Below are 25,186 nucleotides of genomic sequence, written 5' to 3'. Positions count from 1 at the left end.
TTTATCGGGGGATGATCTCATGAATATCAAAATCTTCTTCCAAACCATAACCATAAGTCTGATAATCATTTCCTGAAGGGTATGTTTTAACATTATACCATTTGCCGGGATCTACCAAACCAGGTAAGGGTTTATTGTGATGTGGGCCCAGTAAATTCTTAAGACTTCCAATCACCTCTATTTCAACATGGTTAAGGCCTTTTTTAAGATAAGGGGTAATATTAAGTTCATCAGGTTCCGAACTGATAATTCCTGCAAGCACATGGTTAACTTTTACTGCAGCCACTGTGCCTTTCCACTTTTTCAGTTTAACGGCATATTCCTTGCCCATGGTCTGAACCTGAAACTCCTTTACATAGCTGATACCCTGTCCATATAACGGCAGCCCCTGTTTATTCCAGGGTCCAAATGTAAGCGGTGCGGCTGCAGTTATTTCCCAGCCCTTTACTGCCGGAACAAGGTTAAAGTCGCCCAATATATATATAGGTTCTATTTCTGCATAAACACGCATTGGCGAAACAGCCAGTGAAATACTGTTTTTACCCGGCTTAAGGTAATTGCCAATTTCAAAAACCCCAAAAGAACGGTCAAGCCACCATTTACCTTTCAAAGCCTTTACCTTTGTTCCGTTTACAGACACACTGTTCCACAAGCGTGGTTGTTCTACTACTGCACGAAAATTTTTCAGGTTAACATTTTGGGCTATTTCAAAACGGTAGGTCGCCATATATCCGGTACCTACCGAAAAAGTGTCGCGGGCAACAATCCGACCTTTGAACTGGGTACGGTTATTCCATGGATTGCCTACACCATCTTTAAATCCAAAATGTTTAAAAGCTGTATTAGAAGCGATGCCAACATGCAAGTCCCGATAAGCGGTATCGGGCTTTTTGAGTTCCAGGTCACAAAAGTCAATCATTAGCGTATTTTCTGCGGGGCGAAGTACTTTTGACTGGCTTGTTTTTACAAGTGTTTCAGCCCGATTTAAAGCAGGTGCTTTGAAACCCGTTTGTTTCTTATCGGCCACAAAAAACATCATGCTTCCCGCTGCTGGAATATCAAATTTAAAACTAAGCTTACCGGAGCTTTCTTTTTCCGGATAATCATAAATCCCCCCGCTTAACAGGTCCATCATCAATGCGTCTTTACCATTAACCGTAACCATACCTTTTGAAGCGGCCTCCATACTCGCATTTGAAAGGAAAATCAATTGCCCGTCAGCCAATTGCCTGCGTTGGTAATACAAGTTACCACCTATCCTATTATTGCTGACAGCCGATATCCGGATGTCTGTAGGCAGCAAATGATTTTGGATGATCTGTTGTTCAGCGGCACCAACAGCCAGCAAAACATTGCTTTTAGCAGCTGTAAAAAAATCCAGTGCGTCATTGGCATCCCCATCTAAACAGCTAAGCTTTTCAAATAAGATCACTTTGCCGCCCTGACGGGCATATTCTTTCAATAAATTAAATGTAGGGCGGTCAATATTGTCCATACCAGGTGGAATGACAACGGTACTGTAAGCACGCTGGCCGATAACGAATTTTCCGCTTTCAATCTTTCCCTGATCTTTGATAATGTTCTCGCAACCCAGGTCATATTCAACATGCGCCCTTTGCAGGGTAGTTACAAAATCATTAAAATTCTTCCCGATTTCAAAAAACCGTTTGTTCTCTTTACCTCTGAAATAATACATCCATGCAGAAGTAGTGGGTTCCAAAACCAGTACATCATTTTTTTGCTGGCCCGTTGACAGGCAGAGCGACAACCGCGAAAAATATTGGTTCAGCGTTTTATAGAAAGGCCACCAGGGCTCATGATAAGAAAAACTCGGCGGATAATCGTATTTTCTTGCTCCGGTAATACTCATGAACGAGAGGTGTTGGTTCATAAAATTCACGCCAAGCACAAACTCCCAGTCACCCAGCCGCTTCATGTCCTTAAAAGTCAGCTCCCAGCCGCCACCACCATAGGTTTCGGAAAGCGTTCTTTTTTTTCCAAGTTGATTGGCTACACTACCCAGTTCTTTAACCGCCCTGATGTTTCCAAACTGTACGGGTTTATCTTCATTGTACTGGTTAAACAGCATGTCAATTCCAGGCATCTGGTGCCAGGCGTACATGGCCATATTGTCGGGCCCGTGGTAAGGGCTTGGCCAGCCGTGTTCCCAGTAATGCCCTGTCCAGATCAGGTTGTGCTGCTCGGTATAATTAAACATAGGTTTAGACCATCTGTCGATAAACAGTTGCAACAGCGTTTGGTAATAGTTGTGTCTTACTTTTTTCCAGTTACCGGTTTCCTCAAATAGCGATGGCAGCTGAAGACGCAGGTCATAACCCCATTTTTCCTTGAAATGCGCAAACAGGTCGGGTGTCCAGCGTACACAATCCTTACCCTCATTGATAATGGTTGGTTCATCAGAAAAGATACCCGGAACAGTTTTGCCAAATTCATGGCCTGCAACTTTTTCATATCCTTTAAAGGTAATGTCCATAAACTTTTGTGTAACGCCTTTGGCCATCAGGTCTACGTAAGAAGAGCCAATAGGTCCTGCCACCGTTCCACGGTTAGACTTTTGATAATTCACTTTTTTGAAAATCCGGTATTTCCCTGCTTTACCCTTCTCTGCGGCCAGGCTTAAACTTATGTCCGTAAACTGTCCCTTGTCTTCTCTAAGGACTATTAAAACCTCTTCCAGATTATCCGGAATAGCTGTTACTTCACTCATATATAGCATTTGGCCCTGATTGTACGATTCCGGCATCTGGTCGGGCACCAAACCACCCCCAAACCCGGTAGGATAAGAATTTTCATCATAAATCCAGACCTTCAGACCCAATTGTTTTCCCTTTTGCTGGGCATATTCAAATAAACTGAACCATTCATCAGATAAATATTCAGTGATCAGTCCGGGCCGGGCGTGGACGATTACTCCTCCGAAATCATTTTTCTTATAGTCCAGCATCATAGAATCTATCATTTCCCGGCTTACCTTAGTGTTCCAAACCCAGAATGGGGTGGTGCCATATTCATTACCAGGATTTTTGAAAGCTTTTTTCAATACCTCAAAACCATCAGCCTTTAATTTCCTGCCCCCCAGTTGAAAACCAAGTATAAGGAACAGGGCGCTAATGAAAACAATTGCTGTTAAAGTTTTAAATTTCATTTGTGTCTATGTTTAAACTGGTCTTTATACAGTGCCGGAGAACTATTGCTGAGTTAAAAAACGGAATGTCCCCTTATAGGTGTACAATTTTTCCGTTTTGTGCTTTCCTTCCAAAAATTTCATCAAAATTATAGCTGTTCTTCTTTTTCCGTTGGGCTTATTATTGGATTCGTGAGTATGGAAAACATAATTAAACTTTCCTTTCTCATCTTCAAAAAAATCTCCATGGCCAGAGCCATTCTCATTGGTTTGAAGCTTGCTTAAAATGGGGTTTCCTTTATATTTAACCCAAGGCCCATAAGGACTGTCGCTGGTTGCATAACCAACAGCATAATCGGGGTTACGAAAATCATTTGCTGAATAAAACATATAATAAACATTCCCCCTTTTTAAAACAGACGGCCCCTCGGTTACAGTCCAGCTTGCTCCACTTGTATTTTCCCAATTCTCGCTGGCATGTATGCATTCTGTGCTTGTCTCTTCCTTAATAGATAAGAGATCGCTATTCATTTCAGTAACATAAATGCGGTTGCCCTTGTCGAGCCGAACATGATACAAATAAATTTTACCAGAGTCAAAAAATATAAAAGGATCGATAATTCTGACAGGAGCGTCAATTGCTTTCTTCACTTTTTGAGTGAAGGGGCCCTTTGGTCCGTCGCTTTCGGCAATAGCAATTCGTTCATCGGCAACATAAGCCAGGTAAAATTTGTCTTGATACTTAAAAATTTGTGGTGCCCAGAAGCCAGATGTGCCAAACACATCTTCTTTTTTTAGCACTGTCCCCCCATCTTTCCAACTTTTCTTATCTTTTGAAATGTATACCTTAAACCCTTTTTGCGCCTCGTTATCTGCAGTTCCATACAGGTAGTAAGTATGTTCATGGTAGAAAATAGTTGGATCTGCAACGGTAATTACCCTTCTTTCCTGAGCAATCCCACTTGCAGACAACAGTGTGCAAATCAGCAATAAACATATTAACACGTAGCTCTTTTTTAACATATTACTCTTACCTGTGGTTAAAGCTCAGTCTGCAGACCAGCTTAAGTTCAAATATCGGGTATATTATTAAGAATTATCGAAAAGACTATAGGGAATTCTTACACAGTAATGGTATAATAAATTCAAGGTTTGTTGAAGGCTTGGTTGGGGTTTGTTGGGCTAAGGGGTACTTTAGCCCAACAAACCCCAACCCAAGCCTCACTGAGCACTCTTTCAGCCCAGCACATTGTCACCTTTCGGGTACCAGTACTTTATTCATATCCGAAAACGGTAAACTCTGCCAAACTGGTATGTACCGCGCCTCCTGCTGTTGCATAAATCCTGAAATAGCGCATTTTTGGTATGCTCTTAAGCGCAAAGCTTTGGGCCTGGTCTTTCTGCACCAGGGTATACGATTCATAATCCGTCCAGGTTGTACCGTTCAGGCTTCCCTGCAGGATAAATGTGGTAAAGCTATTGGTTACTCCTGTAGCACCTGCCCTGCACACCAGCTCAACCCTGGTGATGTTGTAGTTTTTTTTCAGGTCAACCATCAGCCAATGCGGAAAAGTGGGAACGGGTGCCGGTGTATGGTGGGTATGCCAGAAGGTATTCAGATCATCATCAAAGGCATATCCCGGAGGGCCGCCGCCATTAGCGAGCTGAGATGTGGCCGCAAAAGAATCGGCCGTAACCACAAGTCCTGCTTTCGGTATTTTAAAAGCAACAATCTGCGTGGTATAACCTGTATAAAAAGGATCTATACTGGCACCCGGACGGTATTCAGTTCTGTACCTGTAAGTGGTACCTGGCTTATAATCTGAAATTACTGAAGACAGTTCATCTACACTGAAACGCTTAACGGCTGTTACATTGGCTGTATTGGTATACTCTACCTCGGTTACATAAGCCCCGCCGCTTTTGTTGGCATTGCTCCAGTTAATGGTTAGTACCGGACCCGAATTTTCACTCTGAACCACCGGTCGGGTAACCAAAAAAGACTGATATTTGTCGCCAAAGCTTTCGGCCAACAACTCTACAGGTACAGATTTGTTGCCTTTATTGTCATAAGTTCGCGCCACAAAAGTATAGGGCTTTTCTTCCAGGTTACCGATGATGACACTAATGGTATCCCCTGTTGCCGGAATGGGCACATTCACCGAATCTTTATAATTGTTCCAGAAAATCCTGGCCAGGTTTACATTGGGATCTGCACCTCTTAACCAGGAAATTTTAATTCTTTGACGGCCAGACTGGATTACAGGACTGGTTACCCGGCCTGCATAAGTGAGCCCACCCGGAACGATGAAATCTTTATAAACCTCGTCCATCTTTTTGCAACTACCTAGCACACAAACAGCAAGGGCAAGCATTACGGTATAACGATATATTTTCTTCATTACTTTATATTTATGTTTATGATGAACATTAAGGTTGTATCTCGCCAAATAAGGTAAGTTCGGCGATAACGATCTGTCCGGTACTGCTATAGGTTTCTATGGTTTTCCAGCGCAGGTAACGTACAGCGGGCGGTGTTTCTTCAAACATAAAGTCCTCACCCAGAAAGTTACCATAGTTTTTATCCTCAGCTGTAGCCGGTGTTCCCAACGGCAATCCTGAAGGTCTAAAAGATTCAAATGCGCCCAATAACACCCAGCCGTCAAAGCTACCGTCCTGACTTGGTGTATTTGAACCCCACAGTTCAAACTTCTTTACAGCCGAACCTGTATATAAATGTGAAGTAGGTGCCTGATGTTCCTTAAACCTGCTGAGCAGTACCTTCTTGCCCAAGTCTATACTAAACCAGGAAGGTAGCGGGGAACCATTTGGCGAAGCAAAGCTATCGCCGGTTAGCACCGCCCATTTGCCATCCCATATTTTGGACACACTGTAACCGGAGTTTACCGGTTGCCAGGAGTCTAATTTCATTTGCATAGACACCCAGCCTGTTTTTGGTATTTGTGTTTCATATTTAGGGCTCAGCATTTTTGTCAGGGTATCCGATTTGTTGTTCCAGCGATCACGCAGATATACAGCAAATTTCTTCTCCTCGCTTTTCATTCCCCTGGCCGAGAATTTTCCTTTTACTGCAGCGGTATAATAGGTACTTACCGGGGCCCAGGTATTTTGTCCGGTCGTATCTACCATTACTTCTATAGCCAGATTGGCTTTTGTCAGGTTATCAAAACTTACCGTTACACCGCCAAAAGTAGAAACCAGGTCCAGCGTTGAAAATACAGACTGTACGGGCGGGGTTTGAGGTATAACTTTGACCAGTACAGGTGCCGATTCTTTTTCATTTTTCCCAACACTATATACTTTTACTTCATGTTCCCTGGTATCACCGAAACCAACCAAAGCTAGTGTATCTGCATATATAGACGATTTTGCTTCCCTGAAAACACCGGACTGTATTTCATATACTGCCTTTACATACGCCAGATTAGCATCCTGGGGAATCTTATAGGAAAGCTTTGCCCCTCCAGGCTGGGCCTTTACCGTAACATTACTGATTTGAGCAGGCGCAGGTGCATTGGGGTCTATATGGTCTTCTCTTTCCTCTTTTGCACAGCCGTACAATAAAGAGGCAATTAAAACTGATGTGATAAAATATAGTTTCTTCATCTTTATTTTGTTTATAAAATGATGGTTATACATAGAATAACTTTTACCAGCCTAAATTCTGGACGATGTTTCTGTTGGCAGTAATGTTGGCTTCACTAATTGGCCAGAAATAATCCTTTGAACCGAATGTCTGGTTAAACAGGATCACCGGTCTGTAATATCCGGCCGATGTTTCCTGCCCCAGGTCCCAGGTGGTAATCGGTTGGTTCAGCTCTTTAGCTGCCTCTTTCCAGCGGCGCAAATCCCAAAGCCTTTGAGACTCAAATACAAACTCTATTTTCCTTTCCTGATGAATGATTTCTCGCATGCCGTCTTTATTGGTATATTTTGAAGGATTACTGGAAAAATTGGTCCATGATGATTCGACACTGTTCAAACCTGCACGCGCACGGATCAGGTTAATGTATTTGTACACTTCGGCATCAGGTGCTGCCAACGATTCGTTCAAAGCTTCTGAATACAGCAAGTATAGATCGGACAAACGGATTACCGGCCATGGAAATGGATTTGTAGAATAGGATGCGGCGACCATCACATTTTGGAAATGCACATATTTTTTTACGTAATATCCTGTTACCGTACCATAATTAGGTTTACCTACTCCGTTTCTTTGCTTAAATTTAGCCTGCAGATAAAACAGGTCCTGGCTGTCGTCATATTTTCCCTGACCATACCAAATACCCCCATCAAAGCCCAGATCGGCATAAAACCTTGGCTCCCTGTCAAAATTCAGTTTTGCCGTCTCAAAGTCTTTTTTGATGTACAGCTTTTCGCTTTCAACCGCAGTACGTAAACCATACCTGCCATTGTAATCCCATGTTTTATCTTCGGTAATCGGCACCCCATTTTTGGTATAAAACTGCTCTACAATTTTTAAAGGCGGAGAAAATTCACCACGGATAGCAGAATTGTCCAACAATACCGGATCCCACCAGGTGGCAGCCAGAACCTGCAATGTTGCATTGGCCACCAGGGTTTGCGTATTTGCCCAGATGATCTCACTGTTCCATTTCTCGGCAAAACTGTTCCTGATGTTCATTTGCGTTTTAATGGTACTGGTAAGGTTAAACTGTTGAAAATCTGGATTATAGACATACAACTTCATTCCTACTGAATGGCACAGTTCTATGGCCTTTTTACAGGCCACCGCTGCAGTGTCCCATTTGGCTTTTGAATAGGTAGGGTTAAAGAGCTGGGTACCATCAGGGTTTTTAAGGGTCGACTGGTCAGTATTTCCGTTAAAAAGCGGACTTGCAGCTGTTACCAGCATCTTGGCTTTAAGCGCCAGTGCAATCGGCTGGGTAATCCGTCCGGCCTCGGTGGTAGGATTCAGTACAATTGGCGGAAGTGAGGGACTGGCTTCATCAAGCAGTTGCTTGATATAGCTGAAGCAGGAATCAACCGGATCTCTTGTAACTCTGGTTACATCTGCTTCTGCATCAATAGACAAATTGGTTTTTATCAATGGGATTGGCCCATACATGCGTACCAGATAAAAATGGTAATAGGCTTTTAAAAATTTCACCTCTGCAATCCAGCGTGCCCTTTCTTCTTCATTCAGGTCTGGTACTTTTCCTACATTTTCAAGAAAAATATTACAGTCGCGCAATGCACGGTAAAGATTGGTCCACCTGTCGCCATAGGGGCTGATCGTTTTTTGAAAGCCTCTGGCGATAAAAAAGTAAGCACCTTTGGTAGGAACATCCCATATCTCATCACCGGAAAGAATCCCCGGATCATCGGTAAGGTCGCCTTCTTTAGGCATATAAGAATAACAGGTAAACAAGAATTTTTGCGCCTGACTGCGCATGGTAAAGGCATTTTCTATGGTAGCCACATTATCAGGAACAACATCCAGGTACTTTTTACAGGAACTTAGCGTTGCTAAAACAAGGATAACAAGCAGGCCTTTGGTTATATATTTTTTCATCATGACTTATTAATTGAAAGTAATGTTTACACCCAGGTTAAATACTTTTTGCAGCGGGTAGCCCAAACCGTTTCCACCCATTTCTATATCCCATAACTTAAACTTACTGAAGGTTAACAGGTTGGTCGCGCTGGCATATACCCTGAAAGTACTGGCTCGCACCCTTTTTTGCCAGCTTTTAGGTAAGGTATACCCTACTTCCACTGTTTTCAGGCGCAGAAAGGAACCATCGCGCATAAACCAGGTATTGGTTTGTGCATTGTTCTGATTGACCTCCGGACTTAACCTTGGCCATAAAGCGTATACATTGCGGTTGTCTTCAGACCAGTGGCTATCGGCATAAGCCTTTAACAACTGGTTGTTGAGCACCTTGCCGGCAAGTGTGCCATTGTCAATTTCCGTTTGTGTCCTGTAATTGGCAAATGGCGCAGTTGCCTCTGCATCTATCCAGAAAGATTCGTTGGCCAGCCCCTGGAAAAATCCACTGAAGTCGAAATTTTTAATGCCCATAGAAAAACCAAAACCATAAATGATCTGAGGAACTGTAGGGTTACCAATCGGCACTTTATCTGCATCAGTGATCTGACCATCACGGTTCACATCGGTATACTTGATGTCTCCGCCCCCATACTCCCCAAAGTTTTGTTTAGGTGAGTTCAATGCTTCGGCATCATCAACAAATAAACGTTCAGCAATATAACCGTAGGTTTGGTTCAGCGGATAACCTACATGGCTGCGATAAAATTCATTGTACTGGGGTTCTTCATAAACCAGGTATTTACTGCTGGCATAAGTAAAGTTCCCTCTTGCCGATAACCATATCCCATTGCTTAAATTCTCGGTATAATCAACAGATATATCCGTTCCCTTGCCACTGGCCTTACCCACATTGGCCCTTACCGGGGCCGATAGGCCCACAGTTATCGGAACTGACCGGGTCATCAGAATATTGTCACGCATTTCAGTATAATACTCTGCCTGTATGTTTACTTTGTTAAATAAACCGATCTCGAGCGCAAAGTTCTTCTTGGTTGCGGTTTCCCAGCTGATGTCGGCATTGGAATATCTGGATACCGAAACACCGTTTAAAGAAAACATTGGGCCCTGTCCGTTACCAAAAACAGCAGCCCTTGCAGCGGTATTCATATTTACATTAGAGAGGTAAAAAAAACGGTCTTTTTTATCGCCGATGGCATCATTACCAATTAAACCGTAAGTTGCCCTTAACTTTAAATTGCTGAATATAGGTTTAAGCTCTTTAAAGAATTTTTCATTGGAAATGTTCCAGGCTACCCCTCCTGCCGGAAAAAAGCCGAAACGTTTGGACTCATGGAAACGTTCGGATCCATTGTAACCAAAGTTAAATTCGGCAAAATACCGGTTGTCATAAGAATAAGTTGCCCTTCCAGACAGCCCCAGGTTCCTGAAAGGCAGTGATTCCTGCAGATCTCCGGCATTGGCCACCCTGTTTTCCATCATCCGGTACACCAATAAACCATTTAAACCATGCTTATCAAAGTTACGGCTGTAATTGAACATAGATTCCAGATAAAAAGAGGTTTCTACCTGTTTTTCACCTTCACTATAGCCCAGGTATTCTGTACCGGTCTCTTCATTTAAATTGGTTATTGCGTAGGTATTGTTCAGCTGGTCGTAACCTCCAAGCGTGTATAAATAAGGATTATACGATCTGCTCACATCAAAATAGGAAGTCCTGTTGGTATTTAACATGGTACGGAAAGAAAGGCCCGGGGTAAGTGCGGCGAGATCCTGCTTTACTTCAAGTTGCGCCAGCATGAGCGACCGGGAATAATCTTTATAGCCCTTAGTCATATCGGCATATGGGTTCAGGTAATTTCCTGCACCAAAATTCCCGTACATGATGTGTTTTACAAATTTATGCTGCTCATCAATAGGAAAATAAGCGGGGAACAAAGTTGGATTGGAACGCATCACTTTTCTGTACATGCCCGAACCGCCATCAATTGGCCCCGTATAATCGTCAAAGTTTCCACTTAAACGCACAATCATTTCAGTTGATTTGGTTACGTCGATGGTCACATTTGAACGCAGCGTATAACTTTTAAGGTCTATGTTGTTGTTGTAATTGTTGCGGTTGTCTACATTCAGCATTCCGTTGTCCTTATTATAGGCACCCGAAACAAAGTATTTGGCCACACCACCGCCACCACTAATGCTCAGATTGGCACGTTGTGTGATGGCATTGTCTTTAAACATCATTTTCTTCCAGTCGTTGGCCGGGTATACTAGCGGGTTTTTACCATCAATGGTGTTGGCAATCTTTTCTTCCGAGTACAACAGGGTTCCGAGTGGGTTACGGGTTAAAATGGCTTCATTAGAAAGTTGCATATAAGTGATCGGATCAGCCAGTTCCAGGTCTTTAGTTGCACTGGAAACAGAATTTTCCAGACGCAGGGCCAGTTTTGCTTTGCCGACCGCCCCCTGTTTGGTGGTAACCAGGATAATCCCGTTAGCCCCCCTTGCGCCATATACAGCAGTAGAAGTAGCGTCTTTTAAGATGGAAAAGCTGGCAATATCATCCGGCTGAAGCCTGGCCAGGTCTGTCGAGGTCAGCTCCATCCCATCTATCAGGATCAGCGGTTTGGTATTGCTGCCAAAAGTGGTAATGCCCCTGACAAAGAAATCTGCATTATCCTGTCCGGGTTCCCCACTCCGCTGGTAAGCAATGATCCCCGCCGCGCGGCCCGCCAGTGCAGTAGTCAGGTTGCTGGAAGGAACCTTCAGATCTTTTGCACTGATGGAAGTAACCGAACCCACCATATCTGTTTTTTTCTGGGTCCCAAAAGCCACCACTACTACCTCATCCAATGCATTTTGTGAAGGCTTAAGGGTAACATTGATCACCGTTTTTCCACTTACCGGGATTTCCTGTGTGGCATAGCCCACCATAGAGAATACCAGACTGGCGCCCTCATCAGGTACGTTTAAAATATACCTTCCGTTCCCATCTGTAGTAGTACCATTTGTACTTCCCTTAATTTTAACCGATACACCTGGCATTACACCAACAGAATCGCGCACGGTTCCGGTAATATCCTTTCTTGAAAGAATTGGAACTGGTTTATTCTTTTTAAAAACAGCCGCATTACCGGGTTTTATTTTACTGTAGGCCGGACTTATACAGGACATATAAGCAAAGGCAAACATTTGTAACATTATGAAAGTTAGTATTTGTTTTCTCATATAATTTTGAAATTGTGTATGAACACATTGGACTATTTAGGATGGCCGGACCTTTAATAAGGAGGGATAATATCCCAGTTCAAAGGTTTTAATTCATGATTTAAAGGCGATTATATATTAAAAACATTTAAAGGGGGGCGTACCGCCTATGGCGATACAACGTGGTGTAAAGATTTTTTGTCATGGTTTTTTTATTTGGTTAATCTAAATTATTAAGTATAAGATTAACAACTGTTATGCACTGTCCTGCAAAAGCGAAAGTATTTTAAATACTTTAAAAGAATATTAAATAATTATTAAGCTTAATACAACATTAAATAAAGGTTATTTAAACAAAATATAATATCAAAAAAGTCTGTTGTCAGGAAAAAAAACTTATCCAATATATATTTGTTGATAAAAAATGGGACTGATCAGCTTTACGAATAAAGGAGTTTACTGCAAACAGGGTGATTTTTATATCGATCCATGGCGTCCGGTTAACCTTGCGGTTACTACTCATGGCCATTCAGACCACGTAAAATGGGGTAGCAACGCTTATTTATGTCACGAGCTGACAAGCCCTATCCTGAAACAGAGGCTTGGCGAGCTAAACATAGAAACACTTCCTTATGGTAAAGAAATCAGCATCAACGGGGTTAAAATAAGCCTCTTTCCGGCAGGCCATGTAATTGGCTCGGCCCAGGTCAGGCTCGAATATAAAGGGGAGGTATGCGTGGTATCCGGCGATTATAAGGTAACTGATGATGGCATCAGTACTGCTTTCGAACCTGTTAAATGTAACACCTTTGTATCTGAAAGCACATTTGGGCTTCCCATATATAAATGGCAGCCGCAGCAGCTGATACTGGATCAGATCAGGGAATGGATATCCGGCAATCAGGATAAACAGAAAACCAGCGTACTGGTTGCTTACAGCTTAGGCAAGGCGCAACGGCTCGTAGCCGGACTTGCAGGCTATCGCCCTGTGTATGTCCACAACTCCATTGCCAATTTAAATGATGCTTTTAAAACAGCCGGGGTAAATTTGCCGGAAACAATAAGGATCACCGCTGAAACCAGCAAAGAGGAACTCCAAAAAGGAATAGTGATTGTGCCTCCTGCACTTGCAGAAGGGCGCTGGATAAAAACCTTAAGCAACGCAGCTACGGGGGTATGCTCGGGCTGGATGCAGGTAAGGGCGGGCAGAAGATGGAGAAGTGCCGATGCCGGTTTTGCCTTAAGTGATCATGCCGACTGGCCTGGCTTATTATCGGCCATTAAGGCAACTGAAGCAGAAAAAGTGTTTGTAACGCATGGCTACAGTGCTACGTTCGCAAAGTACCTTAATGAAATTGGCATTGAAGCGGAAGAAGTAAAAACCCAATACGGTAACGAAGATGACGATGAAACGTTTCACTAAACTCATACAACAGCTGGAAATGAGCAATAAGACCAACGACAAAATTGCCGCGCTGGTTGACTATTTTAATGAAGCTGATGAACTGGATAAACCTTATGTAATTGCCATGTTTACCGGAAAAAGACCTAAAAGACCGGTAAGCACCGCCTTGATCAGGCAATGGGCCACAGCATTGAGCGGAATTCCGGAATGGCTTTTTTCAGAGTGTTACCACAATGTGGGCGACCTGAGTGAGACCATTGCCCTGGTGCTCCCGCCTGCATCGGAACTTAGCACAAGGAAACTCCATGAATGGATCAATGAGCTGGCTTTACTGAACGGCAAAGATGATGATGATAAAAAAACTTTCATTTTAAAAGCCTGGGATAGCCTGGAAACACATGAACGTTTCATTTTTAACAAACTGATATCTGGCAATTTCAGAATAGGTATATCCGGCAAAATGCTGGTCAATGCACTGGCCAGACAAACCGGTACAGAAAGCAGTAAAATCATGCACAGCATTATGGGCAAATGGGAACCCTCGCAGATCAGTTACCAGGACCTGATGGCAGGGGCTCATGTGAATACCGACAGCTCCTGGCCCTACCCTTTTTGCCTGGCATATGTGCTTGAAGCGGAACCAGGTGCACTGGGCGAACCTTTGGAATGGCAGGCAGAATGGAAATGGGATGGCATACGCGGACAAATTGTAAAACGCAATGGCGAGCTTTTTATCTGGTCGCGGGGCGAGGAGCTGGTAACTGAGCAATTCCCGGAGCTGCACTTTTTAAAAGATGAGCTGGAGGATGGAACAGTACTGGATGGAGAAATACTTTCTGTAAAAGATGGAAAAGTACAGGCATTTAGCTTGCTGCAACAAAGGCTAAACAGAAAAACCATCAGTAAGGCCCAGCTAAGCGACGCCCCGATAGGATTCTTTACATACGACCTTTTGGAGCATAAGGGAAGAGATTTAAGATCAGATGCCTTAAGTCTGCGCCGGGAACTGCTGACAAAAACTATTGAAGATCTGCTCACTAAACATGTAGTGCTCCTGTCGCCGGTTATTGAATTTAAAAGCTGGGCGCAACTGGCAAAACTCAGAACCATATCGAGGGATATCAACAGTGAAGGCATCATGTTAAAAAAAATGGATTCCTTATACCACAGTGGCAGGAAGCGCGGCGACTGGTGGAAATGGAAAATAAACCCTTATACAGTGGATACTGTAATGATCTACGCCCAGAAAGGCAGTGGCCGCAGGGCCAGCTTTTTTACCGATTATACTTTTGCTGTCCGCGATGGGGAAAAACTGGTTACGGTAGCAAAAGCTTATTCCGGATTAACAGACAAAGAAATTAAAGAAGTAAACGCTTTTGTTGTAAAAAATGCAATTGAAAAATTTGGCCCGGTAAGAACTGTAAGACCGGAACTGGTATTTGAAATTGCATTTGAAGGAATAGCAGAAAGCAAAAGGCACAAAGCAGGTCTGGCCCTAAGGTTTCCGCGTATTGCCCGATGGAGAAAGGACAAGAAAGCAGATGAGATCAATACCCTTGATGATTTAAAGCAATTGCTTCAGGCTACATTATTGCCTGCCAAAGCTTAAATTTACAGTGCAGAACCCTGCTTATTTTGAAAGATGAAACTGGAAACAAGTAAAGGATACAAACAGGTAATTAAATGGCTGAAAAGCAACAGGAAAAAGCCCTTTAAATTCCAGACAGATGCCTGGCAATATTATGCCGAGGGGTACAGCGGCCTGGTAAATGCACCTACCGGATTTGGTAAAACCTTTTCTATTTTTCTAGCAGCTGTAATTGATGAGCTGAATACCCGGGCCGGTCTGGAAAAACGGCAGGCTAAAAAGAAAGCAATGGTAAAACGGACTTCCGGATTAAAATTAATGTGGATTACCCCACTCCGTTCATTGGCAAAAGACCTGGCCCGTGCCATGCGTGAGGTTTGCATGGAACTGGAATTGGACTGGCATATTGGCGTACGCAACGGCGATACCCCGCAAAATGAAAAACTGAAACAAAAAAAAGCAATGCCAGAGGTATTGATCATTACCCCGGAAAGCATCCATTTATTGCTTGCCCAGAAAAATACGCATAGCTATTTTGACCAGCTGCAATGTATTGTGGCCGATGAATGGCACGAGCTTTTGGGCAGCAAACGCGGGGTAATGACCGAACTGGGCATATCCAGGATCAAAGGCCTGCTGAAAGAAAGGCATCCGGAAAGGTTGCTCCGGATATGGGGCATATCGGCCACTATCGGTAATATGGAACAGGCCATGGAAGTGCTGGTACCTTATCCCGATGTACCGAAGACCATTGTTAAGGCCGACCTTGAAAAGAAAATTGACATCCGTTCTATTTTACCGGACCATATTGATCTATTGCCATGGGCCGGACACCTTGGACATAAACTGGCAGAGAAACTGTTGCCCGTAATTTACAAAAGTAAAACCACACTGATATTTACCAATACCCGGGGCCAGGCTGAACTCTGGTACCAGACCTTGCTGGCCCTGGATGAAAACCTGGCAGGCCTGCTGGCCATCCATCATGGTTCTATCGACTACGAGCTAAGGAACTGGATTGAAGACGCACTCCATTCAGGCTCCCTGAAAGCAGTGATCAGCACTTCATCCTTAGATCTGGGTGTAGATTTTAAGCCTGTAGATACGGTGGTACAGATCGGCTCGCCCAAAGGGGTAGCCCGTTTTTTACAGCGGGCCGGGCGCAGCGGACACTCACCTTACGAAACATCGACCATTTATTTTTTACCCACACATGCCCTGGAACTGGTAGAAGCAGCCGCCATTAAAGAGGCTGCAAAAACGCAGGATATAGAAAGCCGTGAACCTGTCGTCATGGCTTTTGACACGCTGATCCAGTACCTGGTTACACTTGCCGTTGGCGATGGCTTTGATGAAGCCAGGCTTTTTTTTGAAGTGAAAGAAACTTATGCTTTTAGTGAATTGCTGCCGCAGGAATGGAGCTGGATCATGCAGTTTATTACTACCGGAGGTGACAGTTTAACCGCTTACAATGAATTTAGTAAGGTGAGCCTGGTTGATGGACTTTGGAAAGTAGAAAGCAGGCAGACAGCCATGCGCCATCGCCTGCACATCGGCACTATAGTGAGCGATCCGATGTTGAAAGTTAAATTCATTACGGGTGGATATATCGGCATGATCGAAGAATCGTTTATTGCAAGGATGAAACCTGGTAGCAGTTTTACACTGGCCGGAAGGGTACTTGAATTTATTATGGTCAAAGAGATGACAGTTGTGGTACGCAAAAGTAAAGTGAAAAGGGCCATTACCCCCAGCTGGATGGGTGGCCGCATCTCATTAACCGCCAACCTGGGTGCCATATTGCGAAAAAAATACAATGAAACGCTTTACAAAACACATCAGGATATAGAACTGGACTTCATTTTTCCTTTATTTCAAAAACAGGAAAAAGTATCTCATGTACCCAGGGACGATGAATTCCTGATAGAACTGATTGCCACAAAAGATGGACATCACCTGTTTGCTTATCCTTTTGAAGGCCGGCAGGTACATGAAATCATGGCGGCACTGATTGCTTACCGTCTGGGCAAAACCACCCCTATTTCTTTTTCTATAGCCATGAATGATTATGGTTTTGAGCTGTTGAGTGAACAACCCATCCCTCTGGAAGAAAACGACATTAAAAACTTGTTCAGTCCGAAAAACCTGGCGGAAGATATTGTGGCCAGCATCAATGCCACAGAAATGGCAAGACGCAAATTCAGGGACATCGCCTGCATTTCAGGGCTGGTATTTCAAGGTTTCCCTGGAAAGTACATTGCAAATAAACATTTACAATCTTCGGCAGCCTTGTTTTTTAATGTATTTAGCGATTACGACCATCACAATTTGCTACTGCGACAGGCCTATGATGAAGCTTTTTATCAGCAAATTGAAGAACCCAGACTGGCCGCTGCTTTACAGCGCATACAAAACAGTAAACTTATCGTAACCAAACCGGAAAGTTATACGCCGTTATGTTTTCCAATTAAAGTAGACAGTTTAAGGGACAGCATGAGTTCTGAAGAATTAAGTCAGCGCATTCAAAGGATGACCACAGAAACAGAGAAAAAAAATAAAAAAAGACATGAACATTAATTGCCGGGGGCAAAATTTAATATTGCATAAGGAAAGGGCCATATATTGGGAAGCACAACAAATATTGATTGTAAGTGACCTCCATATTGGCAAATCTGCACATTTCAGAAAACATGGCATTCAGGTACCGGCAACAGTGGGCCTGACAGATCTGCACCGGCTGAACAATTTAATGACCATATTTTCACCAAAAACACTGCTGGTTACGGGTGATATGTTCCACAATAACATCAACAGTGATGCCAATGCTTTCATGCAATGGAGAACTAGTTATCCGGACTTAAAAGTGATACTGGTTAAAGGCAACCACGACAATTTAAAGAATGAAGATTATGAGGCTTTGGGCATAGAAGTACACCATAAAGAATTTTTACAATATCCGTTCAGGTTTATACACGATAAGCCTGTAACTTATGATGCGTATTATAATATTTCGGGCCATATCCACCCCGGGGTGATCTTATATGGTAAGGCCCGGCAAAGATTAAAATTTCCCTGTTTTTATTTTGGCTTACATTGTGCAGTTTTACCAGCATTCAGCGTTTTCACCGGTTTAAAGCTTTTAACAGCAGCTGAAGGCGACAGGTTTTACGCCATAACACCGGAAAAAGTAATTGAAATTTAAAGTTAATTGCGCAATTGCTCGCCCAGATTACTGATCCAGCTGTCAAACATCTCCTGTTCTATCTCAATCACCAGTTCGGCATGTTTTTGCCAGTCTGGAGAAAATGTTTTTAGCTGGTTGAGCATTTCTTCAAGGTGCCCTTCTTCTTCCAGGATGATCGATTTAACATTTACTTTGCTTTTGGCATTTGTTAAAACCTGCTGATATACCGGATACAGTTCATCGGCACGTACTTCTATGGCATAAGTAACAAAGAGGTAGGCAGCAAATTTCAATTCGTGGCCGCTCAAATTAAAATGCTGTTTCAGATAACGGCAAACCGCAACATCCAATGCATTTAAATAAAACTTGGTATGATTTGGTGTGAGCAGCTCCTCATTGGTATAGGTTTTACAAAGGTTACCATCGAGCTTCTCCAATTGTTTTTTCAGGTAATAAGCATGGCGGTGCTCTTCTGCGGCATGCTTAAGGATGATCAGGTTTACCTGCTCTTTATGCTCGGAAGCGGAGATCTTTTTTGCACCTGCATTTTCCATATATGACAAGGTATTTAACCATTTTGCATGCAGTAAATTGTCATTAACTATACTTTCCAGGATCGGCTTAATGTTCATTGATCTCTTATTTAGGCTTTTATATTTCTTCTAAGGCTGTCAGAATATTTTGGTAAATATACGCCAGATCTTCATCACTGATTACATAAGGTGGCAAAATATATAATATATTGCCCAGGGGACGCAATATGATACCACGTTCCAGAAAATACAGGTAAAGCCGGTCGCGCAAGCCGTTCAGATAAGAAGTATCACCTTCCGTTTGCCATTCCATGACCAGTATAGTACCATTTTGCCTGACATTTTTAAGCTTGGGATGCCCGATAATGCTTTCAGAAAATATCTGGTGCCTGCTTTCTATTCTTTTAATGTTTTGCAGGGTTTCAGGCTGCAATAATATATCCAGACTAGCCAAAGCGGCTGCACAGGCAACAGGATTGGCTGTAAACGAATGTCCGTGGTACAAGGTTTTAAGTTTGTCATCACTTAAAAAAGCATTAAAAATTTTGCTGTTGCAGGTGGTAACACCCAAAGGCATAGTACCTCCGGTGAGCCCTTTGGAAAGGCAAAATATATCTGGTTCTGTTTGCAATGCTTCAGTAGAAAAATACTTTCCTGTACGGCCAAAACCTGTCATCACCTCATCTGCAATGGTCAATATACCATGTTTCTGACAGGTTTCAATTAACTGATCAAGATATATCGCTTCATACATGAGCATGCCGCCGGCACCAAGCACCATAGGTTCGAAAATAAAACAGGCCACTTCATTGGAAAGGTAATTGATCTTGGATTTGAGCTGCTCTATATTTTGTGCATTAGGCAGGTCAACAAACTCTACATCAAAAAGCAGCGGATTAAAGGGCTCTGTAAAAATACTGCGGCCGCTTACAGACATCGCCCCGAAGGTATCACCATGATAAGCGTCTTTAAAGGCAATGATTTTGGTACGCGGTTGTTTTGTGGTATTTACCCAATATTGCAGACACATTTTTAAGGCTACTTCTACTGCTGTAGATCCGTTATCGCTATAAAACACTTTTTCCTGTACGCCAGGCAGCAAGGGCAACAACCGCTCGGCCAGCCGAACTGCCGGTTCATGTGTAAAACCCGCAAAAATAACATGCTCCAGTGTATTCAACTGTTCAGCTACTTTTGCTGCAATATGCGGATGTGCGTGACCATGGATATTTACCCACCAGCTGGAAACTGCATCAATATATTTCTTGCCTTTTTCGTCAAAAAGGTACACCCCTTCGCCCCTAACTATCGGAACATGTGGTAAATGGTTTTTCATTTGGGTGTAAGGATGCCAGATCACCTGTGCATCGCGGTTTACCAAACTCATAGCGTGTATTGTTTCAATAATATTTCCACCACAGTTTTATCCGTTTTAAAGGTTACGTCATCAGGTTTAAGTTTATCCAGGTCAATCCATCTGAACGATTGCAAAGCGCCATCCTCAAAATCAAAAACCTTTGTTTTGAAGTTGAGCATTAGGGGCTCAACCGACCTTACAAGGTAATATATACTCAGTATCTGGCTATCATTAAAAGACGACTGTTCATAAAAATCAGTAGTATACAAATGACCCAGCACTTCAATTTCTGCATTACATTCTTCCATAAATTCCCGTTTTAATGCATCTATAAGACCTTCGCCAAGTTCGAGCCCGCCACCGGGAAATTTACTGAAAATCCGGCCACCAGATTGCTCATCACTAACCAATACCTGATTGTTGTGGTTTATCAATAAACCGTATACCCTAACGTTAAAATAGCTCATTACTGGTCAAAATGTTTTTGGTTCTTGGTTGCGTTTTCAACTGTCCACTTAATCTCGCCCCTGAAAGGCTCCTGCCTTACCGGACATTCTTTCATTTTACAATAATTACAACAGGCAGGCAAACAAGGGTCGGCATGGATAAACAATTCCGTCTTTCTATCGGCATTTCCATTGATCATTTTATCTATTTCCGAGATCTCCTGGTGTACCTGGTTCAGGTCAAAATAATAAGGCAGGGTAATGTGGCAATCGATGTGCAGGTCTGCCCCATATTGCTGTGCCCTTAAATTGTGTACATCTATCCAGGGCTCTTTCCTGTTTTTTTGCAGGATGTTGATGATGGTCTCTACCAGGTCGATATTGCTCTCATCCATTAATCCACCTACCGATCTTCTGGTAAGCTTGTAGCCATTGTAAATGATATATAATCCCAGCAACATAGAGATGACACTGTCCATCCAGTAAATTGCAGTAAGCTTGATCAGTACAATTCCTATAACCAGGCCTGCACTGGTAATGGCATCAGTTAAGAGGTGCTTTCCATCTGCTTCGAGGGTAATGGATTTATGCTTTTTACCGGTATTGATCAGATAATACCCTATGAAAAGATTAACCAGTCCTGTGGCCCCGATAATACTGGCACCTTCAAAAAGCTGTGTAATGGGTTTGGGATATATCAGGTCGTAGCCCGACTTAAAGACGATAATAATGCCCGCAATGGCAATGAGTGTACCTTCTATAAAAGCAGAGAAAAACTCTACTTTTCCATGCCCGTAAGGATGATTTTCATCTTTAGGTAAAGTAGCCAGGTAAATACTGTAAAATGCAAAGCTGCTGGCCAGTACATTTACAATACTTTCTGCGGCATCGGTAAGTATGGCATTGGAATGCGTAATAAAATAGGCGACAAATTTTGCCAGCATCAGCACAATGCTAATGCACAATGCAATTAATATGGCTTTTTTCTGAGGTTGCAAATTGCTGAGTTTAGCATCCAAAAATACTGTTTAACTGTCAATTTATATAAAAAGTATTTTTTTTAGTTTATAATGCCGTGAGGTTCATATATTTGCTTTCGCACAAAATTTAATTTGCCTTCGCATTAATTACTATGACATTTTTATCCAAAAGAATCAACAACCTATCTGAGTCACAAACCATTAAAATGGCCAAGTTAGGAAGAGAACTGTCCGCAAAAGGGATAGACGTTATTAACCTCAGTTTTGGGGAGCCAGACTTTTTTACTCCTGATTTTGTGAAAGAGGGCGCTAAGAAGGCTATTGATGACAATTTTTCTTATTACAGTCCGGTTTCAGGTTATCCTGAACTAAGGAAGGCGATTGCAGAAAAACTATTGAGAGAAAATGGTTTAACCTACAGTTTTGATCAGATTGTAGTTTCAACCGGGGCCAAACAATCCTTGGCCAATGCCGTAATGTGCCTGGTTGATCCGGGAGATGAAGTAATTGTACCTACTCCTTACTGGGTTTCTTATTCGGAAATGATTAAACTGGCCGAAGGAGAAACCGTTTTTATCAATGCAACTGTTGAAAACAACTTTAAAATAACAGGCGCACAGCTGGAAGCAGCCATTACGCATAAGACCAAATTGTTTATGTTCTCTTCGCCATGCAATCCAACGGGATCTGTGTACAGCAAAGAAGAACTGGCCGATCTGGTAGCTGTATTTGAAAAACATCCAAATATTTATATCATTTCTGATGAGATCTATGAGCACATCAACTTTGTAGGCAAACATGCTTCCATTGCAGAATTTGATTCGATAAAAGACCGTGTGATCCTGATCAACGGGTTCTCTAAATCGTATGCAATGACTGGCTGGAGATCTGGTTACATGGCAGCAAATAAGGAAATTGCCAATGCGTGCGATAAATTACAGGGCCAGATCACTTCGGGCACCTGCTCAATTGCCCAGCGAGCTTCGTTAACTGCTTATCAGGGCGGTCTGGACTCAGTAAACCAAATGGTAGGAGAATTTAAAAAACGCAGAGATATTGTTTATGCTTTATTAAAAGAAATCCCGGGTATTAAAGTAAACCTGCCTGATGGAGCATTCTATTTCTTCCCTGAAGTAAAGGCCTTTTTCGGCAAAAAGAATGGCGACACAGTAATCAATTCAGCTGAAGACCTGAGCCTATATTTATTAAATGAAGCGCATGTATCAACTGTTACCGGCGAAGCTTTTGGCAATGAAGATTGTATCCGTCTTTCTTACGCCGCAGCTGAAGATAAGCTAAGAGATGCCGTATCCAGAATAAAAGCCGCTTTAGCTAAGCTGAGCTAGTTAGTACCCGGATATTAGTATTTAGTACTTAGCTATTAAGCTCAAAACATAACAAATGCCTGTTCCCTTATTTGGAACAGGCATTTTGTTTAATATTTACCCAACCTAAAAATAGCGAGTTTATGCAGATCCGACATCTAAAAAAGAGAGGTATGCTGTGAGAAAGCATAGGAAATTTTGCGCTTCTTCAGCGCAAAAGATTCCCGCTTTCGAATAGTCCTATCTCTTTTTTAACCAAAGGGATTCATATTAGGAGCGGATCGCTTCGACAGGATCTAACCTTGATGCCGAATACGCAGGCCAAAACCCTGATATTGTACCGATTAAAAATGATACTCCTATTCCCAGCACAATATTCTTCATGAACAATACCATTTCAAATCCAAGTGCGGCCGAGATCAGTGTACATATATAAACCAGTAACAAGCCCAATAAACCGCCCAGTAAACATAGTGCAATTGCCTCAAACAAAAACTGTAACAGAATAAAATAATTTTTGGCGCCCAGTGATTTCTGTATACCTATAATATTGGTGCGTTCCTTTACTGAAACAAACATGATGTTGGCTATGCCAAACCCGCCAACGAGGATAGAAAAACCACCAATTACCCAACCTGCAATATCCACTATCCCAAACATCACATCCAGCTGATCGGAAGCAATTGTACTTTTATTTAAAGCAAAATCATCATCTGCTCCTGGCCTGATCTTATGTATCGCGCGCATAGCGCCCTGTATTTCACTTTCTATTTCTTCAAGTGCGATATGCTCTTTTCCCCTTACGGTAATCGTAGGGTCATAACGTCCGCTTTCCACATCAAATAAGCCTTTTGCAAAGTTGAGCGGAATCAGGATATTTTTATCCTGGGACATACCGAGCATATCCTCCCCCTCTTTTCTGAAGACACCAACTACAGTTAAACGGCGCCCCATTACCACAATCTTTTTTCCTACAGCAGGTTCACCATTAAATAAACCATCAGCGATGTCGGCTCCAAGAATGATGACCGGTGAGCCCGATTTCCCTTCATTCTCTGTAAAATACCTACCCTCCTGAAAATCGATGGTCCATGTTTTATTAAAGTCCTGGGAGGCTGCTTTCAAACCTGCTCCTTCAACAGAATTGCTACGGTACTTGACAGTTCTGCTATCGGCATAAATTTCATAGGAAACACCTTCAGCGTGCTCCAGACGTTCCTTTAATGCACTATAATCCCTTAAGGAAGGTTCCGGACGATTTACATATTTCCACCAGGGATAATCTCCAAATCCGCCCCAGGGCCATTTCTGAACAAAAATTGTTTTTGAGCCCAGTTTGTCAATGCTTTCCTGAAGCTTACTTCTAAAGGTATCGGCAGCAGAAAATACAAATATGATGGCAAAAATGCCAATGGTGATTCCCAATAAGGAAAGCATTGTCCGCAGTTTGTTTTGGCGCAGTGCATCAGCTGCGAACCGAAAACTTTCGCCTATTAGTCTGAAAATGATCATAACGTTTAGACCAAAGCTACCAAAAAAGGTTACAGTGTATGCGTTATAATTCTAAAAAAACATTATGCCTGCGTTATTGATAAAAACATTTTAGGGTTTGGTCATGCTCACACTTAAAATTGAGGGTAGTTTTAAGACCAGTTTATCAAACAGTGTTTTATTTACCGTGTTGCTAACCAAAATGGTGTTGTTAGGTGTAGTACGCGTTGTTTGTCCGAAATCACTCGCAGTGAGTCCCTTTACCAGGCCGTTAAGCTCCAGTGTAACTTTTGCGATGTACTTTCCCTGTGAAACCTCTATCCGGGGTGCTTCCAGCTTGATAAGCTGAGAAACATTTAGTTTCACTATCACTGGTATTTTTGTTCCTGAAGCTTCTATATAAGTTCCGCTAAGCAGTAAAGGAGGATTACTCAGGGATTCATTTATATTGATCTTAAACTCATTTTTCTCGTAAACTCCTGATGACAAGAAAACCGTTCCGGCCAGGGAATCGGGATTCAGTGCATTTACTGTATAAAGGTTTTTTGATTCAAGTGATATGGCGTTTCCGGCATGCGTAGCACTGAATTCGATCTTTGCAATATTAACACTTGCGCTGGTCCAGTTGATACTTCCGTTTGTTCCTGCAGGAACGATGTTGCCGCTCGTACCTGAATTGGAACTTAAAGTAGCATTCAGGTTAATCGCATTAAAGCTGTAGCTCAGCTGAGTGTCTGTAGTATCAGTACTTTTGGTACAGCCCATTAAAAGTGTAAACAGACAAAGGATTGAAAAGTATATTTTTTTCATGATGAAACTAGTTTAACTTTAATAAAAGATTTATATCAAAATAAATATAATTAAAACTATAATGAAATTCTGTAGGAAATCTGAAGTTTAAAAAAATTAGTTTACCAGAAAGCAGCAAAAGAAATATATACTAATAAAGATTATATTTCGTAAATTTGCGC

At 42.4% G+C, this 25,186-nt stretch carries 17 protein-coding genes; 5 read left to right on the top strand and 12 right to left on the bottom strand.

What is annotated here, in order from left to right:
* Position 1: 1 nt before the first annotated feature.
* The 6 genes from HDC92_RS05170 to HDC92_RS05145 form a co-directional block, all read right to left on the bottom strand.
* Complete coding sequence (locus tag HDC92_RS05170; protein WP_183872784.1) at positions 2-3,166, bottom strand: glycosyl hydrolase; 3,165 nt, start codon at positions 3,164-3,166, stop codon at positions 2-4.
* Between the two features lie 42 nt (positions 3,167-3,208).
* Positions 3,209-4,150: a glycoside hydrolase family 43 protein gene (locus HDC92_RS05165; RefSeq protein ID WP_221270922.1), complete on the bottom strand. Its 942-nt coding sequence runs from the start codon at positions 4,148-4,150 to the stop codon at positions 3,209-3,211.
* Positions 4,151-4,419: 269 nt separating this feature from the next.
* Complete coding sequence (locus HDC92_RS05160) at positions 4,420-5,547, bottom strand: DUF4998 domain-containing protein (RefSeq protein ID WP_183872782.1); 1,128 nt, start codon at positions 5,545-5,547, stop codon at positions 4,420-4,422.
* 28 nt (positions 5,548-5,575) lie between these two features.
* Positions 5,576-6,772 carry a DUF5000 domain-containing lipoprotein gene (locus HDC92_RS05155; RefSeq protein ID WP_255484454.1) on the bottom strand — a complete coding sequence of 399 codons (1,197 nt, stop codon included), beginning with the start codon at positions 6,770-6,772 and terminating at the stop codon, positions 5,576-5,578.
* A 43-nt stretch (positions 6,773-6,815) separates the two neighbouring features.
* Positions 6,816-8,705 carry a RagB/SusD family nutrient uptake outer membrane protein gene (locus HDC92_RS05150; protein ID WP_183872778.1) on the bottom strand — a complete coding sequence of 630 codons (1,890 nt, stop codon included), beginning with the start codon at positions 8,703-8,705 and terminating at the stop codon, positions 6,816-6,818.
* A 6-nt stretch (positions 8,706-8,711) separates the two neighbouring features.
* On the bottom strand, positions 8,712-11,900 hold the full coding sequence (locus HDC92_RS05145) for a SusC/RagA family TonB-linked outer membrane protein (protein WP_183872776.1): 3,189 nt from the start codon (positions 11,898-11,900) through the stop codon (positions 8,712-8,714).
* 430 nt (positions 11,901-12,330) lie between these two features.
* Here HDC92_RS05145 and HDC92_RS05140 point away from each other — a divergent pair, with 430 nt between their 5' ends.
* From HDC92_RS05140 to pdeM, 4 genes are read left to right on the top strand one after another with little or no spacing between them, the layout of a single operon-like run.
* Positions 12,331-13,329, top strand: a complete 999-nt coding sequence (locus HDC92_RS05140; RefSeq protein WP_183872774.1) for a ligase-associated DNA damage response exonuclease — start codon at positions 12,331-12,333, stop codon at positions 13,327-13,329.
* The gene (locus tag HDC92_RS05135) at positions 13,313-14,920 is read left to right on the top strand and encodes an ATP-dependent DNA ligase (RefSeq protein ID WP_183872772.1); all 1,608 of its coding nucleotides are present in this window, start codon (positions 13,313-13,315) and stop codon (positions 14,918-14,920) included. Before HDC92_RS05140 ends, HDC92_RS05135 begins: the two co-directional genes overlap by 17 nt.
* A 33-nt stretch (positions 14,921-14,953) precedes the next feature.
* Positions 14,954-17,476 (top strand): ligase-associated DNA damage response DEXH box helicase, encoded by a 2,523-nt coding sequence (locus HDC92_RS05130; protein ID WP_183872770.1) that lies wholly within the window; start codon positions 14,954-14,956, stop codon positions 17,474-17,476.
* Entirely contained in the window at positions 17,466-18,101 is a 636-nt protein-coding gene (pdeM, locus tag HDC92_RS05125) for a ligase-associated DNA damage response endonuclease PdeM (protein ID WP_015808380.1), read from the top strand. Before HDC92_RS05130 ends, pdeM begins: the two co-directional genes overlap by 11 nt.
* Before the next feature lie 2 nt (positions 18,102-18,103).
* Here the strand turns inward: pdeM and HDC92_RS05120 are convergent, their stop codons facing one another.
* Genes HDC92_RS05120 through HDC92_RS05105 form a run of 4 tightly spaced genes read right to left on the bottom strand, consistent with a single transcriptional unit; the run spans position 18,104 to position 21,417 of the window.
* Positions 18,104-18,715, bottom strand: a complete 612-nt coding sequence (locus HDC92_RS05120; protein ID WP_183872768.1) for a hypothetical protein — start codon at positions 18,713-18,715, stop codon at positions 18,104-18,106.
* A 19-nt stretch (positions 18,716-18,734) separates the two neighbouring features.
* A complete protein-coding gene (gene bioA / locus HDC92_RS05115; RefSeq protein ID WP_183872766.1) occupies positions 18,735-20,003 on the bottom strand; it encodes an adenosylmethionine--8-amino-7-oxononanoate transaminase in 1,269 nt (422 codons plus the stop codon).
* Positions 20,000-20,440, bottom strand: a complete 441-nt coding sequence (locus tag HDC92_RS05110; RefSeq protein ID WP_183872764.1) for an NUDIX domain-containing protein — start codon at positions 20,438-20,440, stop codon at positions 20,000-20,002. Before HDC92_RS05110 ends, bioA begins: the two co-directional genes overlap by 4 nt.
* Positions 20,440-21,417 carry a cation diffusion facilitator family transporter gene (locus tag HDC92_RS05105; protein WP_036674598.1) on the bottom strand — a complete coding sequence of 326 codons (978 nt, stop codon included), beginning with the start codon at positions 21,415-21,417 and terminating at the stop codon, positions 20,440-20,442. Before HDC92_RS05105 ends, HDC92_RS05110 begins: the two co-directional genes overlap by 1 nt.
* A 134-nt stretch (positions 21,418-21,551) precedes the next feature.
* Between HDC92_RS05105 and HDC92_RS05100 the strand changes: the two genes are divergently transcribed.
* Positions 21,552-22,745: a pyridoxal phosphate-dependent aminotransferase gene (locus tag HDC92_RS05100; protein WP_183872762.1), complete on the top strand. Its 1,194-nt coding sequence runs from the start codon at positions 21,552-21,554 to the stop codon at positions 22,743-22,745.
* A 249-nt stretch (positions 22,746-22,994) separates the two neighbouring features.
* Here HDC92_RS05100 and HDC92_RS05095 read toward each other — a convergent pair whose 3' ends face one another.
* Both HDC92_RS05095 and HDC92_RS05090 read right to left on the bottom strand, forming a co-directional pair.
* Complete coding sequence (locus tag HDC92_RS05095) at positions 22,995-24,236, bottom strand: ABC transporter permease (RefSeq protein ID WP_015808386.1); 1,242 nt, start codon at positions 24,234-24,236, stop codon at positions 22,995-22,997.
* Positions 24,237-24,326: 90 nt separating this feature from the next.
* The gene (locus tag HDC92_RS05090) at positions 24,327-25,025 is read right to left on the bottom strand and encodes a hypothetical protein (protein WP_183872760.1); all 699 of its coding nucleotides are present in this window, start codon (positions 25,023-25,025) and stop codon (positions 24,327-24,329) included.
* Positions 25,026-25,186: the final 161 nt, after the last annotated feature.

Origin of the sequence: Pedobacter sp. AK017 (assembly GCF_014200825.1) — a bacterium.
Lineage (GTDB): Bacteria > Bacteroidota > Bacteroidia > Sphingobacteriales > Sphingobacteriaceae > Pedobacter > Pedobacter heparinus.
The sequence above is the reverse complement of the archived record's forward strand: the minus strand, read 5'-3'. Positions and strand labels throughout refer to the sequence as shown.

What these genes read in the sequence shown, in the direction of transcription:
- HDC92_RS05130 (WP_183872770.1), top strand. Translation starts at nt 14,954, where the DNA reads ATGAAACTGGAAACAAGTAAAGGATACAAACAGGTAATTAAATGGCTG.
- HDC92_RS05120 (WP_183872768.1), bottom strand. Translation starts at nt 18,715, where the DNA reads ATGAACATTAAGCCGATCCTGGAAAGTATAGTTAATGACAATTTACTG.
- HDC92_RS05110 (WP_183872764.1), bottom strand. Translation starts at nt 20,440, where the DNA reads ATGAGCTATTTTAACGTTAGGGTATACGGTTTATTGATAAACCACAAC.
- HDC92_RS05170 (WP_183872784.1), bottom strand. Translation starts at nt 3,166, where the DNA reads ATGAAATTTAAAACTTTAACAGCAATTGTTTTCATTAGCGCCCTGTTC.
- HDC92_RS05160 (WP_183872782.1), bottom strand. Translation starts at nt 5,547, where the DNA reads ATGAAGAAAATATATCGTTATACCGTAATGCTTGCCCTTGCTGTTTGT.
- HDC92_RS05140 (WP_183872774.1), top strand. Translation starts at nt 12,331, where the DNA reads ATGGGACTGATCAGCTTTACGAATAAAGGAGTTTACTGCAAACAGGGT.
- bioA (WP_183872766.1), bottom strand. Translation starts at nt 20,003, where the DNA reads ATGAGTTTGGTAAACCGCGATGCACAGGTGATCTGGCATCCTTACACC.
- HDC92_RS05135 (WP_183872772.1), top strand. Translation starts at nt 13,313, where the DNA reads ATGAAACGTTTCACTAAACTCATACAACAGCTGGAAATGAGCAATAAG.
- HDC92_RS05095 (WP_015808386.1), bottom strand. Translation starts at nt 24,236, where the DNA reads ATGATCATTTTCAGACTAATAGGCGAAAGTTTTCGGTTCGCAGCTGAT.
- HDC92_RS05090 (WP_183872760.1), bottom strand. Translation starts at nt 25,025, where the DNA reads ATGAAAAAAATATACTTTTCAATCCTTTGTCTGTTTACACTTTTAATG.
- HDC92_RS05145 (WP_183872776.1), bottom strand. Translation starts at nt 11,900, where the DNA reads ATGTTACAAATGTTTGCCTTTGCTTATATGTCCTGTATAAGTCCGGCC.
- pdeM (WP_015808380.1), top strand. Translation starts at nt 17,466, where the DNA reads ATGAACATTAATTGCCGGGGGCAAAATTTAATATTGCATAAGGAAAGG.
- HDC92_RS05150 (WP_183872778.1), bottom strand. Translation starts at nt 8,705, where the DNA reads ATGATGAAAAAATATATAACCAAAGGCCTGCTTGTTATCCTTGTTTTA.
- HDC92_RS05100 (WP_183872762.1), top strand. Translation starts at nt 21,552, where the DNA reads ATGACATTTTTATCCAAAAGAATCAACAACCTATCTGAGTCACAAACC.
- HDC92_RS05155 (WP_255484454.1), bottom strand. Translation starts at nt 6,772, where the DNA reads ATGAAGAAACTATATTTTATCACATCAGTTTTAATTGCCTCTTTATTG.